Origin of the sequence: Pseudomonas sp. SMV7 (assembly GCF_052041995.1) — a bacterium.
Taxonomy (GTDB): Bacteria; Pseudomonadota; Gammaproteobacteria; order Pseudomonadales; family Pseudomonadaceae; genus Aquipseudomonas.
This window is the reverse complement of sequence record NZ_JBKGGT010000003.1, coordinates 55,318-69,381: the sequence shown is the minus strand read 5'-3', so window position 1 is coordinate 69,381 and position 14,064 is coordinate 55,318. Positions and strand designations below refer to the sequence as shown.

10 protein-coding genes and 1 pseudogene are annotated in these 14,064 nt (G+C 64.3%); 7 read left to right on the top strand and 4 right to left on the bottom strand.

Annotated elements, in window-relative coordinates; all coding sequences use genetic code 11:
* Window positions 1–96: 96 nt before the first annotated feature.
* The 3 genes from ACLEJP_RS05030 to ACLEJP_RS05020 all read left to right on the top strand — a co-directional run bounded on the left by ACLEJP_RS05030 (window position 97) and on the right by ACLEJP_RS05020 (window position 3,288).
* Window positions 97–645, top strand: coding sequence for a cupin domain-containing protein (locus ACLEJP_RS05030; protein WP_013974777.1), 549 nt, complete (start codon window positions 97–99; stop codon window positions 643–645).
* Window positions 646–799: 154 nt separating this feature from the next.
* Window positions 800–1,204 carry a c-type cytochrome gene (locus tag ACLEJP_RS05025; RefSeq protein ID WP_038408395.1) on the top strand — a complete coding sequence of 135 codons (405 nt, stop codon included), beginning with the start codon at window positions 800–802 and terminating at the stop codon, window positions 1,202–1,204.
* A gap of 224 nt (window positions 1,205–1,428) precedes the next feature.
* The gene (locus tag ACLEJP_RS05020; protein WP_440804748.1) at window positions 1,429–3,288 is read left to right on the top strand and encodes an acetyl-CoA hydrolase/transferase C-terminal domain-containing protein; all 1,860 of its coding nucleotides are present in this window, start codon (window positions 1,429–1,431) and stop codon (window positions 3,286–3,288) included.
* A gap of 110 nt (window positions 3,289–3,398) precedes the next feature.
* On the opposite strand, the gene ACLEJP_RS05015 is transcribed toward ACLEJP_RS05020, so the two are convergent.
* Both ACLEJP_RS05015 and rep read right to left on the bottom strand, forming a co-directional pair.
* Complete coding sequence (locus ACLEJP_RS05015; RefSeq protein WP_289133416.1) at window positions 3,399–3,971, bottom strand: xanthine phosphoribosyltransferase; 573 nt, start codon at window positions 3,969–3,971, stop codon at window positions 3,399–3,401.
* Window positions 3,972–4,031: 60 nt separating this feature from the next.
* Window positions 4,032–6,041, bottom strand: a complete 2,010-nt coding sequence (gene rep / locus ACLEJP_RS05010) for a DNA helicase Rep (protein WP_440804747.1) — start codon at window positions 6,039–6,041, stop codon at window positions 4,032–4,034.
* Between the two features lie 296 nt (window positions 6,042–6,337).
* Here rep and ACLEJP_RS05005 point away from each other — a divergent pair, with 296 nt between their 5' ends.
* Window positions 6,338–8,002 carry a putative bifunctional diguanylate cyclase/phosphodiesterase gene (locus ACLEJP_RS05005; RefSeq protein ID WP_440804746.1) on the top strand — a complete coding sequence of 555 codons (1,665 nt, stop codon included), beginning with the start codon at window positions 6,338–6,340 and terminating at the stop codon, window positions 8,000–8,002.
* A gap of 60 nt (window positions 8,003–8,062) precedes the next feature.
* Here the strand turns inward: ACLEJP_RS05005 and ACLEJP_RS05000 are convergent, their stop codons facing one another.
* The gene (locus ACLEJP_RS05000; protein ID WP_440804745.1) at window positions 8,063–9,451 is read right to left on the bottom strand and encodes a NorM family multidrug efflux MATE transporter; all 1,389 of its coding nucleotides are present in this window, start codon (window positions 9,449–9,451) and stop codon (window positions 8,063–8,065) included.
* Between the two features lie 154 nt (window positions 9,452–9,605).
* On the opposite strand from ACLEJP_RS05000, the gene ACLEJP_RS04995 reads away from it, so the two are divergent.
* The 3 genes and pseudogenes from ACLEJP_RS04995 (at window position 9,606) to ACLEJP_RS04985 (ending at window position 12,598) form a co-directional block, all read left to right on the top strand.
* Complete coding sequence (locus ACLEJP_RS04995; protein ID WP_440804744.1) at window positions 9,606–10,532, top strand: LysR substrate-binding domain-containing protein; 927 nt, start codon at window positions 9,606–9,608, stop codon at window positions 10,530–10,532.
* A gap of 167 nt (window positions 10,533–10,699) precedes the next feature.
* Window positions 10,700–11,740: pseudogene (locus ACLEJP_RS04990) on the top strand (Cache 3/Cache 2 fusion domain-containing protein); the annotation flags it as partial.
* Window positions 11,738–12,598 (top strand): methyl-accepting chemotaxis protein, encoded by an 861-nt coding sequence (locus tag ACLEJP_RS04985; protein ID WP_440804956.1) that lies wholly within the window; start codon window positions 11,738–11,740, stop codon window positions 12,596–12,598. The pseudogene ACLEJP_RS04990 and the gene ACLEJP_RS04985, both read left to right, overlap by 3 nt.
* 39 nt (window positions 12,599–12,637) lie before the next feature.
* Here ACLEJP_RS04985 and hglS read toward each other — a convergent pair whose 3' ends face one another.
* Window positions 12,638–14,032, bottom strand: a complete 1,395-nt coding sequence (gene hglS, locus ACLEJP_RS04980) for a 2-oxoadipate dioxygenase/decarboxylase HglS (RefSeq protein WP_440804743.1) — start codon at window positions 14,030–14,032, stop codon at window positions 12,638–12,640.
* Window positions 14,033–14,064 lie beyond the last annotated feature (32 nt).

Below are 14,064 nucleotides of genomic sequence, written 5' to 3'. Positions count from 1 at the left end.
ACAGGTTGAGGGGCTGTGTGTTGTAAATACTGAACGGCATTGCCATGATATCGTTCACATCCACCCCCTTTTCCACCGTTTCAGGAGGCTCCAGCTTTGGACGTCGGCGAACGACTGCAAGCCATCCGCAAGCTCAAGGGCCTGTCCCAGCGTGAGCTCGCCAAGCGTGCCGGGGTGACCAACAGCACCATCTCGATGATCGAGAAGAACAGCGTGAGCCCGTCGATCAGCTCGCTGCGCAAGGTGCTGAGCGGTATTCCCATGTCCATGGTCGAGTTCTTCTCGGTCGAGCTGGAACCTGAAAGCCCCACGCAGATCGTCTACAAGGCCCATGAGCTGATCGATATCTCGGACGGTGCGGTGACCATGAAGCTGGTCGGCAAGTCGCACCCCAACCGTGCCATTGCCTTTCTTACCGAGGTGTACCCGCCAGGTGCCGACACGGGTGCCGAAATGCTTACCCATGACGGCGAGGAAACCGGCATCCTGCTGGAAGGCCGCCTGGAGCTGGTGGTCGGCAACGAGATCTTCATCCTCGAGGAAGGCGACAGCTACTACTTCGAAAGCACCCGCCCGCACCGCTTCCGCAACCCGTTTGACCGGCCGGCGCGGTTGATCAGCGCGGCGACCCCTTCGAACTTTTGATCCAGCGCAGTGCATTGATTCGGCAATACCCCTTTCCCGTGTAGGGTCGTTTCACGGCTTCCGGGTTCCCGCTATACTTTTCAGCGCTCGCCGATTCGTGGCCGCGAGCGTGATTAGCCACCATGAGGGTGTTCGCGTGAACCAAATCAAGAAGATGCTGGCCGTACCAGCAGCCGTATTCGCCCTCTGGGCAATGAGCGCAACCGCTGCGACCAATGACGACATCGCCAAGCGCCTGGAGCCAGTTGGCCAGGTGTGTGTGCAGGGCCAGGAATGCAAGGGCATGGAAGTGGCCGCTGCCGCAGGTGGCGGGGGCGCCAAGACACCGGACGAGATCATCGCCAAACACTGCAACGCCTGCCATGGCTCTGGCCTGCTCGGCGCGCCGAAGATCGGCGACACCGCAGCCTGGAAAGAACGTGCCGACCACCAGGGCGGCCTGGACGGCATCCTGGCCAAGGCCATCACCGGTATCAACGCCATGCCGCCGAAAGGCACCTGCGCCGATTGTTCGGATGATGACCTCAAAGGGGCCATCAAGAAGATGTCCGGGCTGTGAGAAGCAGCTGAATTGCACAAGGCCCGCCTGATTCTGGCGGGCTTTGTTTTTATCGCGCCTGTACCGGCCTCTTCGCGGCTGAAGCCGCTCCTGCAATGGCCTCACGCTCCTTGAGGCCGACGCTGTACCTGTAGCGGCTTCAGCCGCGAAAGGCCGGTACAGGCAACCAATGACTTCCGGCCCATGTCCAACCCCTGAACCCTTGGATGTCTCAGGAGGCCCCGATGCACCTCTGCTCCATCGACCAGGCTGTCGAACAGGTCCTGGCGCGCCTGCCAGCCCACATCCACATGGGCCTGCCGCTGGGCCTGGGCAAGCCCAACGCCTTCGTCAACGCACTCTATGCCCGCATCCGCGAGCTGCCCGAGCGGCAACTGACCATCTACACCGCGCTGTCCCTGGGGCGGCCGCCATTGGGCGATGGCCTGCAGCGGCGCTTTCTCGGGCCCTTCGTCGAGCGGGTCTTTGCCGACTACGAAGAGCTCAGCTACCTCGCCGACTTGCGTAACGACAGCCTGCCGCCGAACATCCGGGTCGAACAGTTCTTCATGCAGCCCGGTAGCCTGCTGCACAGCGAGTCAGCCCAGCAGGGCTACACCAGCAGCAACTACAGCCACGCCGCGCGCGATATCAACGCCAAGGGCCTGAACCTGATTGCGCAGCTGGTGGCGGCGACCCCGGAGCGGCCGGTGCATCTGAGCCTGGCCTGCAACCCCGACATCACCCTCGACCTGCTGCCGATGATCGCCAGGCGCCGTGCCGCTGGTGAAACCATCCTCATGCTCGGCCAGGTGCATGCCGAACTGCCCTACATGCCAGGCGACGCCGAGCTGCCCATGGATGCCTTCGACCTGTTGCTCGATGAAGCCGAGCAGCGTCGCTTGTTTTCCACGCCGAACATGCCGGTCAGCACCCAGGATCATTGCATTGGCCTGTACGCCAGCAGCCTGGTACGCGATGGTGGCACCCTGCAGATCGGCATCGGTGCCATGGGCGACGCGGTAGCCGCCGCCCTGCTGGCGCGCCAGGGCGACAACGCGGGTTACCGTGCCGTACTCGATGACCTGGAGAGTGGTCCATGGCAAGCGCTGGTCGAACGGGAAGGCGGGCTGGGTGCTTTCGCCGAGGGGCTGTATGGCTGTAGCGAGATGTTCGTCAACGGCCTGCTGGTGCTGGCTGAAGCGGGCCTGCTGCGGCGCCCGGCGGATGCGCAGGGCAGCGTGCTGCACGGCGGCTTCTTTCTCGGCCCCCAGGCCTTCTACCAGCGCCTGCGCGACATGACGCTGGAACAGCGTGCACGGTTTGCCATGACCCGCATCAGCTTTATCAACGAGCTGTACGGGCAGGAGCAACTCAAGCGCCGTCAGCGTCGCGATGCGCGCTTCATCAATACTGTGTTCGGCATGACCTTGCTCGGTGCCGGGGTGGCCGACCAGCTGGAAGACGGTCGCGTGCTCAGCGGCGTGGGTGGCCAGTACAACTTCGTCGCCCAGGGGCATGCGCTGGAGGGCGGGCGCTCGATCCTGCTGCTGCGCAGCTGGCGCGAGGCGGGCGGAGAGGTGACTTCGAACCTGTTCTGGACCTATGGCCACTGCACCATTCCCCGGCATCTGCGCGATATCGTGGTGACCGAATATGGCATCGCCGACTTGCGCGGGCAGACCGACAGCGAGGTGATTGCGCGTTTGCTGGCGGTGTGTGATTCACGGTTCCAGCAGGGGCTGATCGAACAGGCCAAGGAGGCCGGCAAGCTCGCCCGGGACTTTCAACTGGAAGCGCGCTTTACCGACAACACGCCGCAGCGCCTGGAGGCGATCAGGGCGCGGCATGCGCGGCTGTTCCCGGAGTATCCGCTGGGCACGGACTTTACGACTGAAGAGCGGGATCTGCTGCGCGCGCTGAACTGGTTGAAGAGCAAGTTCAAGCTGAGCGAGGTGCTGGAGCTGGGCAAGGCCGCACTGGATGCACCGGGGCCAGAGGGCTATGCGAGGCACCTTGCGCGGATGCAGCTGGACCAGCCGCAGGGGTTGAAGGAAGAGCTTTACCAGCGGTTGCTGCTGGCGGGCTTACAGGCTGCAAAATAAACGCTCGGACATACTGTCCCGTGTGGGAGCGGGTTTACCCGCGAATGCGATGGCGCATCCCAAATCGCATTCGCGGGTAAACCCGCTCCCACAGAGATCGCATAGCGGCCTTATTCGATGAAAGTCACCACACCACCTTCCAGCGACTTCACCCGGGCCAGCGATTCAACGCGGTAGCCCTGGCTGTCCAGCTCGGCACGGCCGCCCTGGAACGACTTCTCGATGACGATGCCCAGGCCGGCCACGGTCGCGCCGGCCTGCTTGATGATCGAGATCAGTGCCTGCGACGCCTTGCCATTGGCCAGGAAGTCGTCGATCACCAGGACACGGTCGCTGCTGTTGAGGTGGCGTGGCGAAATGGCCACGGTGTTCTCGGTCTGCTTGGTGAAGGAATACACCGAGGCGGTCAGCAGGTTTTCGGTCAGGGTCAGCGACTGGTGCTTGCGGGCGAAAATCACCGGCACGCCCAGCTTCAGGCCGGTCATCACCGCCGGGGCGATGCCCGAGGCCTCGATGGTGACGATCTTGGTCACGCCGGCGTCGGCGAACCGGCGGGCGAACTCGTCACCGATCAGCTGCATCAGCGCAGGGTCGATCTGATGGTTGAGAAACGCATCGACTTTGAGAACCTGATCGGAAAGCACGATGCCTTCTTCGCGAATCTTCTGGTGCAGTGCTTCCACTGTGTTTACCTCGAAACAAAGGTGGCCGCTGTACGCGGCAATAGTAAGAGTAATGGTTGATCAGCGTTTGAGCATCGCCCGGATATCGGCCAGGGCGTTGTTGCCGCGTGCCGCCTTGACCTCGACCGGCGCGTCGTCCAGGCCTTCCCAGGCCAGGTCTTCCGGCGGCAGTTCATCGAGGAAGCGGCTGGGCGTGCAGTCGATGATTTCGCCGTACTGCTTGCGCTTGGCGGCGAAGGTGAAGGCAAGGGTCTGGCGCGCGCGGGTGATGCCCACGTAGGCCAGGCGGCGTTCCTCTTCGATGGTGTCGGCCTCGATGCTGGAGCGGTGCGGGAGGATTTCCTCTTCCATGCCCATGATGAACACGTAGGGGAACTCCAGGCCCTTGGAAGCATGCAGGGTCATCATCTGCACGCCTTCGGCGTTCTCTTCCTCTTCCTGCTGGCGCTCGAGCATGTCGCGCAGTACCAGCTTGCCGATGGCGTCCTCGATGGTCATGTCACCCTCTTCGTCCTTTTCGAGGGTGTTCTTCAGCGCTTCGACCAGGAACCAGACGTTGCTGATACGGAACTCGGCAGCCTTGTCGCTGGCGGTCTGCTGGCGGATCCAGTTCTCGTAGTCGATGTCGCGGATCATCTCATGCAGTGCGGCAATCGGGTCTTCCAGGGCGACCTTCTGGCGCACCCCGTCCAGCCAGTGCTTGAAGCGCTGCAAGCGCTCGGTATAGCGGGCGTCCAGGTGCTCGCCCAGGCCCAGCTCCTCGCTGGCGGCATACATCGAGATACCGCGTTCGGTGGCGTAGTTGCCAAGCTTTTCGAGGGTAGTGGAGCCGATTTCCCGGCGTGGTACGTTGATCACCCGCAGGTAGGCGTTGTCATCGTCCGGGTTTACCAGCAGGCGCAGGTAGGCCATCAGGTCCTTGACTTCCTGGCGGCCGAAGAAGCTGTTGCCGCCCGACAGGCGATACGGTACCTGGTGATGCTGCAGCTTCAGTTCGATCAGCTTGGCCTGGTAGTTGCCCCGGTAGAGGATGGCAAAGTCGCTGTAGGGACGGTTGGTGCGCAGGTGCAGGGTGAGGATTTCCATGGCCACGCGTTCGGCCTCGGCTTCCTCGTTCTTGCAGCGGATCACGCGGATCTCGTCGCCTACGCCCATCTCGCTCCACAGCTGCTTCTCGAACGCGTGCGGGTTGTTGGCGATCAGCACGTTGGCGCAGCGCAGGATGCGGCTGGTGGAGCGATAGTTCTGCTCCAGCATCACCACCTTCAGGGAAGGGTAGTCCTCCTTGAGCAGCATGAGGTTTTCCGGTCGGGCGCCACGCCAGGCATAGATCGACTGGTCGTCGTCGCCGACCACGGTGAACTGGTTGCGCATGCCGATCAGCATCTTCACCAGCAGGTACTGGCTGGCGTTGGTGTCCTGGTATTCATCCACCAGCAGGTAGCGCACGCGGTTCTGCCAGCGCTCCAGCACGTCGGGGTGCTCCTGGAACAGCTTGACCGGCAGCAGGATCAGGTCGTCGAAGTCCACCGCGTTGAATGCCTTGAGCGTACGCTGGTAGTGGGTATAGACGATGGCGGCGGTCTGCTCGCGCGGGTTGCGCGCCTTTTCCAGGGCCTCAGGCGGCAGGATCAGGTCGTTCTTCCAGGCACCGATCATGTTCTTGATCTCGTCGATGCCGTCGTCGCCGGAATATTCCTTCTGCATGATGTCCGACAGCAACGCCTTGATGTCGGACTCGTCGAAGATCGAGAAGCCCGGCTTGTAACCCAGGCGCTCGTGCTCCTTGCGGATGATGTTCAGGCCAAGGTTGTGGAAGGTGCACACCGTCAGGCCACGGCCTTCGCCCGGACGCAGCAGGGTGGCGACCCGCTCCTTCATCTCGCGGGCGGCCTTGTTGGTGAAGGTCATCGCCACGATGTACTGGGCACGGATGCCGCAGTTCTGGATGAGGTGGGCAATCTTGCGCGTGATCACGCTGGTCTTGCCCGAACCTGCGCCGGCGAGCACCAAAAGAGGGCCGCCGACATAGTCACGGGCTTCCTGCTGCCGGGGATTGAGTCGGGACATGCTAGAAACCGGGGGTCGCCAGAAAATAGCCGCGCATTCTATCAGGCATGGGCCCGTTGTGGCGCGACCGTCTGACGTCTGAGTCAGACTTTTGTGGAAACGCCGGTATTAGTGCGACTAATGCAAGGTACTGGAAAAAACGTATTTGCCGGTTGAGTCCGTTTCGCGCAGGATGCACGACAAAATGCGTCGGGACGCTACGTCAGCTTTGCGCTCACAAATTTAAAAATCATTCTCATTTGTGCAGTAGCATACCCGAACTCTTCCGTTGCACCGTGAAGCCCTAAGGAGCCCGCTTGTCCACGCCTGTCGAACCTCTGCGTTTGCTGCTGTTGGCTGATGAGCCGGAATGGACCGTATTGCTGCGCGACTGCGTGCATGCATTGGACGGTGCTGCAGTGCTGCTGACTGCGCCCAACTGGGAGGCGGTAGACGGCCTGTTCAGTCATGACCGCCAGGCTGTCGTACTGGCGACCCCGGCGCTACAGCCTGCACCCGCGCGCTGCGACCTGCCGACCATCCTGCTGCTCGAGCACGAGCCCGAGCTGCCACCGAGTGCGGTCAGCGATTGGCTGGTGCGCGAGCAACTCAATGCCGATACCTTGCGCCGCTCGCTGCGCCATGTGCGTGAGCGCGGCGTGCTGGTGGCCACCTTGCAACGCCTGGCCGAACAGGACCCGTTGACCGGTATCGCCAACCGCCAGGGTTTCCAGGCCTTGCTTACCGCGCGCCTGGCCGAGAACGAAGGCCGTGGCATTGCCCTTGGCCACCTGGACCTGGACAACTTCCGCCACGTCAATGATGCGCTTGGTCACCAGAGCGGCGACCGCCTGATCCTGCAAGTGGTGGCACGCCTGAAGCAGCAGCTGGAGGCGGGCGACCAGCTGGCACGCCTGGGCAGTGATGAATTTGCCCTGCTGATCGATACCCGCCGAGACGCCAACCGCGCCGAGTGGATGGCCGAGCGCATTGTCGAAGCGTTGGCCGAGCCGTACTGGATCGACGGCGAAAGCCTGCTGCTGGGCTGCAGCCTGGGCCTGGCCCATGCGCGCGTGCAGGGCGGGGCCGACCCGCTGATGTGGCATGCACACATTGCCATGCGCCAGGCCAAGGGTAGCCAGGGCTGTACCTTCCACGTGTTCAACGAGCGTATCAACCGTAATGCCCGCAGCCTTGCCGACCTGGAGAGCGAACTGCGTCGTGCCCTGCGCCGTGACGAGCTGGAGCTGCACTACCAGCCGCGGCTGAACCTGGCCGACGGGCGCATCGTCGGCCTGGAGGCGCTGGTGCGCTGGCGCCATGCCGAGCGTGGCCTGTTGCCGCCCAGCGAGTTCGTGCCGCTGGCCGAGCAGAGCGGGCTGATCGTACCGTTGGGCTACTGGGTCATTTCCCGTGCCCTGCGTGACATGCAGGCACTGTGCGAGGGGGGGCTGGAGCCGCTGCACATGGCGGTCAACCTGAGTTTCCGGCAGTTCCAGGACAGCCAGCTGCTGGCGACCTTGAGCCGCCTGATCATCGAGCATGGTGTCGATGCCCGCTGGCTGGAGTTCGAGCTGACCGAAACCGCGGTGATGCGCCGCAACGAGCTGGTACGCCAGACCATGGATGCCCTGGGGCGCCTGGGCGTGCGTTTCTCGCTGGATGACTTCGGCACCGGGTTCTCTTCGTTCGTGCACCTCAACAGCCTGCCGATCACCCTGCTCAAGGTGGACCGCAGTTTTGTGGCCGAGATGGAAATGCGTGAGGAGAACCGCAAGCTGGTGCACGCCATGATCAACCTGGCGCACAACCTCAACCTCGAGGTGGTGGCCGAGGGGGTGGAGAGTGAAGAGCAACTGGCCTTGTTGCGCGGGTTCGGTTGTGACCAGGTGCAAGGGTTCCTGGTCAGCAAGCCTTTGCCGGTGGGCGAGTTGATGGCGTTCTTGCTGGATTACAGCAAGCCGAAGCTGGTCAGTCTGTGACAGCCTTGGGAGGGCTTCGCCCGCCATCGCGACGCAAGGGCTGCAAAGCAGCCTCAACGGTCATGCAGACACTGCAGACCTGTCAGTCAGCCCGGCCTTCCCCAGCAGCCGCTTCATCCGCCACTCAAAGCCAAAGGTCAGGGCCACCGCCGCACACGCCAGCCCCAACGCCAGCCCCCACCACACCCCGACCGCGCCACCGCCCAGGGTAAAGGTGAACAGCCAGGCGCTCGGCGCCCCCACCAGCCAATAGCACACCAGCCCGATCAGGAAGGTGGTCTTGGCGTCCTTCAGCCCGCGGATCGAACCCATGGCAATGGTCTGCATGCCGTCGAACAGCTCGAACCATGCCGCCACCGCCAGCAGCTGCACCGCCAGCTGGAAGATCGCCGCGAAGGCCGGGTCGTTGCGGTCGATGAACAGCCCCACCAGCGCATCGGGCAGGAGCCAGAACAACGCGGCGAAGGCAAACATGATCATCGCCCCGAAGCCGATGCCCACCCGCCCGGCGCTGCGCGCCGCCAGCAGGTTGCCGGCGCCGAAGTACAGCCCCACCCGCATGGTCACCGCGTACGACAAGCCGGTCGGCACCATGAACGCCGTGGAAACGATCTGCAGGGCGATCTGGTGCGCCGCCAGCTCGGTACTGCCCAGCACACCCATGCACAGCGCGGCGAAGGCGAACAGGCCGACTTCCACCATGTAGGTACCGCCAATCGGCAGGCCCAGCCGCCACAGTTCGCGCAGGGCCGGCAGCGACGGGCGCGACAGGCCCTTGCGCAGCGGGTAGGCGGCATAGGCCGGGTGCCAGCGGATATACAGCGCCAGGGCGATGGCCATGCCCATCGACACCACTGCGGTGACCAGGCCGATGCCCATCAGGCCCAGCTTCGGCAGGCCGAACATGCCTTCGATCAGCGCCACGTTGAGCAGGTAGTTGAGCACCGTGCCCACCAGGCTGATGATCATCACCGGGGTCGAGCGGCCCAGGGCGCTGGTGAAGCCGCGCAAGGCCATGAAGGTCAGGTAGCCGGGCAGGGCGAGCGGCAGCAGGGTGAGGAATTCGGCGGCCGAAGCCACGTTTTCCGGTTTTTGCCCGAACAGCAACAGCACCGGCTCGAGGTTCCACAGCACCAGCCCGGCGCACAGCGCCAGGCCCCAGGCCAGCCACAGGCCGTTCTGCGCCAGGCGGGTGGCGCCCTCGATGTCGTTGGCACCCTTGCGGATCGCCACCAGTGTGCCGACCGCAGCGATCACGCCCAGGCAGAAGATCGACACGAACGAATAGCTCGCCGCGCCCAGGCCGCCGCCAGCCAGGGCCTGCGGGCTGATGCGGGCCATCATCAGGGTGTCGGTGAGCACCATCAGCATGTGCGCCAGTTGCGAGGCGATCAGTGGCCCGGCCAGGCGCAGCAAAGCCTTCAGTTCTGTAGTGGGCGCGACATGCATGGGACGGTCCTTTTTCCTGGGGCGATCAACGAAGGGCGATTCTGAGGCTTTGGTCAACTTTGCACAAAAGGATAAAAGCGATCGTTGGCATGAGTTCGACTCATGCATATATGCTTGCCGGTGATCCTTTCCCAGCCCGCATGGCAGGTGCCTCATGTCACGTCAGCTCCCACCGTTGTATGCCCTGCGCGCATTCGAAGCCGCCGCCCGGCTGAGCTCGTTCACCCGTGCCGGTGAGGAGCTGTCGATCACCCAGAGCGCGATCAGCCGGCATATCCGTACACTGGAAGACCATTTCGCCTGTCGCCTGTTCATGCGCAATGGCCGCAGCCTGCAACTGACCGAAGCAGCGCGGGTGCTGCTGCCAGGCGTGCGGGAAGGCTTCGCTGCGCTGGAGCGGGCCTGCGAGAGCTTGCGTGGCGAGGACGGCATCCTGCGCATGAAGGCGCCTTCGACCCTGACCATGCGCTGGCTGCTGGCGCGGCTGAGCTGCTTCCGGCACCTGCAACCCGGCAACGAAGTGCAACTGACCAGTGCCTGGATGGACGTTGACCATGTGGACTTCAGCAACGAACCGTTCGACTGTGCGGTGCTGCTCAGCGACGGCGTGTTTCCGCCGGACTGGGAGGTGCGCCGGTTGTTCGCCGAACTGCTGATCCCGGTAGGGGCGCCGGACCTGCTCGCGGATGGCCCATGGGACGAACGGCGGCTGGCCGGTATCGAGCTGCTGCACCCGACGCCGGACAAGCGCGATTGGCGCGCCTGGCTCGAGCGCATGGGCCTCGGCGACCAGGTTTCGCTAAAGGGCGGGCAGGTATTCGATACCCTGGAACTCGGCATGATCGCAGCCGCGCGCGGCTACGGCATCTCCATGGGAGACCTGCTGATGGTCGCCGAGGACGTGGCCCAGGGGCGCTTGAGCCTGCCGTGGCCGACCGCCGTTCCCAGCGGCATGGACTATTACATGGTATGGCCGCGCACCCGCCCGGGCGGGGAGCGCTTGCGGCGCCTGAGCAGGTTCCTGCAGGACGAAGCGGCGGCGGTGGATCTGCCCGATGTGCAGATCCTGCCGACGCCTTGAATGCCAGACGCAAAGGTTTGCGAATATCCCGGCCCGACACTCAAGTATTCCCTGGCGACGCCGATCAAGTGGCACCAGCGTCCCGGAAGAGGGCGCGCTTCCCGACGACAACAAGCGGGTGGCCCACGTGATCAGGACGATCCCGGCCCCTTGCCAGGAGCTTGACCATGTCTCAACCGCGTGCCCGAATCGCCTCGCAACTGGGGGTTGCCCTCGCCGTCGTGCTGGCACTGGTGATCTCCGGCAGTACCCTGTTCGCCTTGCGCTCGCTGGACGATGCCAACCTCGCCACCCGCCAGGCCCACCTGGCCAGCGAGGCGCGTTTGCTGGCCGACCAGCTCGATACCTTCCACGGCTCGCTCAAGGACAACACCCAGCGCCTCAGCGGCCTGTTCGAGCGGCGCTTCGCCTCGGGCCTGTCGTTGCATGCGGGCGAGACCGTGCAGGTCGCCGGCCAGGCCACGCCTGCCCTGTACCTGGGCAATCAGCTGCTGAACAACGATTTTCAGCTGGTCGACGATTTCCAGCAGATGACCGCCGGCATTGCCACGCTGTTCGTGCGCAGCGGTGACGATTTCGTGCGCATCAGCACCAACCTGAAGAAGCAGGACGGCAGCCGTGCCATCGGTACCCTGCTCGATCGCCAGCACCCGGCCTATGCGCGACTGCTGGCCGGGCAGATGTACGTGGGCCGCGCCGTGCTGTTCGAGCGCAACTACATGACCCGCTATGTGCCGGTGAGCGATGCCAGTGGCCAGGTGATCGCCGTGCTGTTCGTCGGCTTCGACTACACCGATGCGCAGAATGCCCAGTTCGCCAACCTGGCGCGTTTCCGCATCGGCCAGACCGGCTCGTTGGCCTTGCGTGACGAGAAGGGTGCCTGGCTGGTACCACCAGCCAATGCCGACCAGCAGCTGTACAGCGCCACCGCGCCCTTCGCCGAAGGGCCCTGGACCGTGGTCGCCAGCATGCCGATGGCAGAAATTCGCCAAGTGACCTGGAGCGTCGGCCTGCGCCTGGCCATCGGCAGCCTGCTGGCGATGTTGCTGGCCGTCGCCGCCACGCTGTGGCTGTTGCGCCGCAAGCTGCGCCCGCTGGACGACCTGGTGCGCCAGGCAGAAGCGCTCGGGGCGGGAGACCTGGGGGCACGCCTGAGCGTGACCAGCGATGACGAGATCGGCCAGCTGGCACGCAGCTTCAACAAGATGGGCGAAGCACTGGCGACCATGGTCGAGCACATCCGCGGCGCCTCCGAGCAGGTCAGTACCCGTGCACGCTCGCTGGCTGGCCTGTCGGCTGGCGCGTGCGAGGGCATGGATCAGCAATCCGGCGAAATCACCAGCATGGCCGGCGCGGTGGAAGAGTTCAGCGCCACCTCGATGAACATCGCCGACAACATGGCCGGCACCGAGCGCATGGCCCGTGACAACGCCCAGCAGACCCGCATCGGTCGCAATGCCATGGACGAGGCGTCGCGCTCGCTGACACAGATTGCCGAGGCGCTTGGCGGTACCGCTACGGTGATGGACAGCCTGGGCGCCCGCTCGCAGGAAATTGGCGGCATCATCAGCGTGATCACCGCGATCGCCGAGCAGACCAACCTGCTGGCTTTGAACGCTGCCATCGAGGCGGCGCGTGCCGGCGAGCAGGGGCGTGGCTTTGCCGTGGTGGCCGATGAAGTGCGGGGGCTGGCTGCGCGAACCCGTCAGGCCACGGACGAGATTTCCAGCATGATCACCAGCATCCAGCAGCAGACCGGGCACGCCATCACCACGTTGGAGCAAGGCAACCAGCTGATGCAGGAAGGCCTGGAACGCAACGACAAGGTGGCCCAGGCGTTGGCGCGTATCGACGAGCAGAGCCGTGCGGCCGGTGAGCAATTTGCCGTGATCAGTACCGCGACCCAGGAGCAGAGCAGCACCGCGACGCTGCTCAGCCGTAACTTGCAGAGCATTGCCCAGGCCAACGGCGAGCAACGCGAGGTGGCCAATGAACTGGCCTTCACCGCGCGTGAACTGGAAGGGTTGGCGGCACAGTTACGCCAGGAAGTGGACCGCTTCCGCTGAAACCGCAGGGGGCACAGCGCCCCCCCGTAATCCGAATCCTTACATCGAACCCAGGTTCAATGCCTGCGCACAGGCCTGCAGCGACCGCCGCTCGCTCAGCGCATACAGGGCCAGCTCATCCTGCACCTGCATACCCAGCGCCGCTTCGAACGCAGCGCGGTTGGCATTGCTGCCGTACTCGGCGTGCGCATCGTCACCCAGGTTGGACTGGAAGATCCCTGCCGCACTCACCGGCAGGAAGTCCTCGTAAACCAGCGCTTCGTAGTGCACATGGCCCGCTTCGATCAGCCCTTCCAGGGTGCTCGGGCGGTCATCCTGGCCACGCGCGGCCAGGCCTTTCTCGGTGGCGAAGTAGCGGAAGTACGCCAGCCCTTGTTGGCGCATCTGTGCCAGGTCGTCCGGGAATTCGGCAAAGTTCTCCTTCAGCAGCGCCATGTAGCGTTCGGCGTTGGCCTCGGCCGGCACGCCACCCAGGGCGGCCCGAGTGGCATCAAGCAGCTTGTCGTACAGCTGGCGGCCTTTCGGTGTCAGGGCCGCACCGCGCTGTTCGATTTCGCCGAAGCGCGCGGTGTGGCTGCCTTCGCTGCCTTGCTGGTCGCTGAAGGCGACCTTTTCCTGCAGGGCCTTGAAGCTGGTCTGGCGCAGCAGGATCGGATGGCGGCGGGTAGGCGGGCCTTCGACCACAGCCTTTGGCGGGATGCCCTTGGCCGGCATGCCGGCCTGGATCGCATCGATGTCCAGCGTGCGCGGGGTCAGGTGGTTGATGTGCGGGCCCTTGAAGGCCACCACGTCGGCGATCAGGCGGTGCTGGTCGTGCAGCTGCTGGTACTGCTCGGCAGTAACGGTGGCGTCATGGTGCCAACGGAAGGTGTGCAGCGCTTCCTGCACGAATGCCTCGGCATCTGCCGCGTTCAGGCCACCGTCACGTTCGCACTGGGCGATCAGTTCAAGGGCGCGGTCGGTGAAGATCTTGCGTTTGGCCAGGATGCTCTCTGCCAGTGTGCGCAGCTGCGGGTTGTCGATCAGTTCCAGGCGCAGCAGCGAGGTGAATACGCGGAACGGGCTGACATGCAGCGACTGTTCGTGCACCGCGCGGAAGGCGGTGGAGTGAACCGGCACCCCGGCGGAGCTGAGGTCGTAGTAGCCAACCGGCTGCATGCCCATCACCGCGAACAGGCGGGCAATGGTTGCCAGCTCTTGCGCAGTGCCGACGCGGATGGCCCCGTGGCGCTCCTGGTCCAGCCGTTCGATTTCGCCAGTCCAGCGCAGGGCCTCGGCGACTTCGGGCTGCCGGGCCATGACCTGCTGGTTGATTTCGCTCACCAGCTCCAGCAGCGTGCCGTACAGGGGCACTTCCTGTTTGTACATGAGCGACATGGCGGCGGAGAACTGCGCGCGGATGTTGTCGGGGCTGACGAAATCGAGGGCGGGCATCGCTAGCTTCCATTGGTTGGGTTCGGACGCTT

Excerpts from the sequence above, each read along its gene's own strand:
- ACLEJP_RS04995 (WP_440804744.1), top strand. The coding sequence starts at position 9,606 with ATGTCACGTCAGCTCCCACCGTTGTATGCCCTGCGCGCATTCGAAGCC.
- ACLEJP_RS05025 (WP_038408395.1), top strand. The coding sequence starts at position 800 with ATGCTGGCCGTACCAGCAGCCGTATTCGCCCTCTGGGCAATGAGCGCA.
- ACLEJP_RS05000 (WP_440804745.1), bottom strand. The coding sequence starts at position 9,451 with ATGCATGTCGCGCCCACTACAGAACTGAAGGCTTTGCTGCGCCTGGCC.
- ACLEJP_RS04985 (WP_440804956.1), top strand. The coding sequence starts at position 11,738 with ATGGGCGAAGCACTGGCGACCATGGTCGAGCACATCCGCGGCGCCTCC.
- hglS (WP_440804743.1), bottom strand. The coding sequence starts at position 14,032 with ATGCCCGCCCTCGATTTCGTCAGCCCCGACAACATCCGCGCGCAGTTC.
- ACLEJP_RS05020 (WP_440804748.1), top strand. The coding sequence starts at position 1,429 with ATGCACCTCTGCTCCATCGACCAGGCTGTCGAACAGGTCCTGGCGCGC.
- rep (WP_440804747.1), bottom strand. The coding sequence starts at position 6,041 with ATGTCCCGACTCAATCCCCGGCAGCAGGAAGCCCGTGACTATGTCGGC.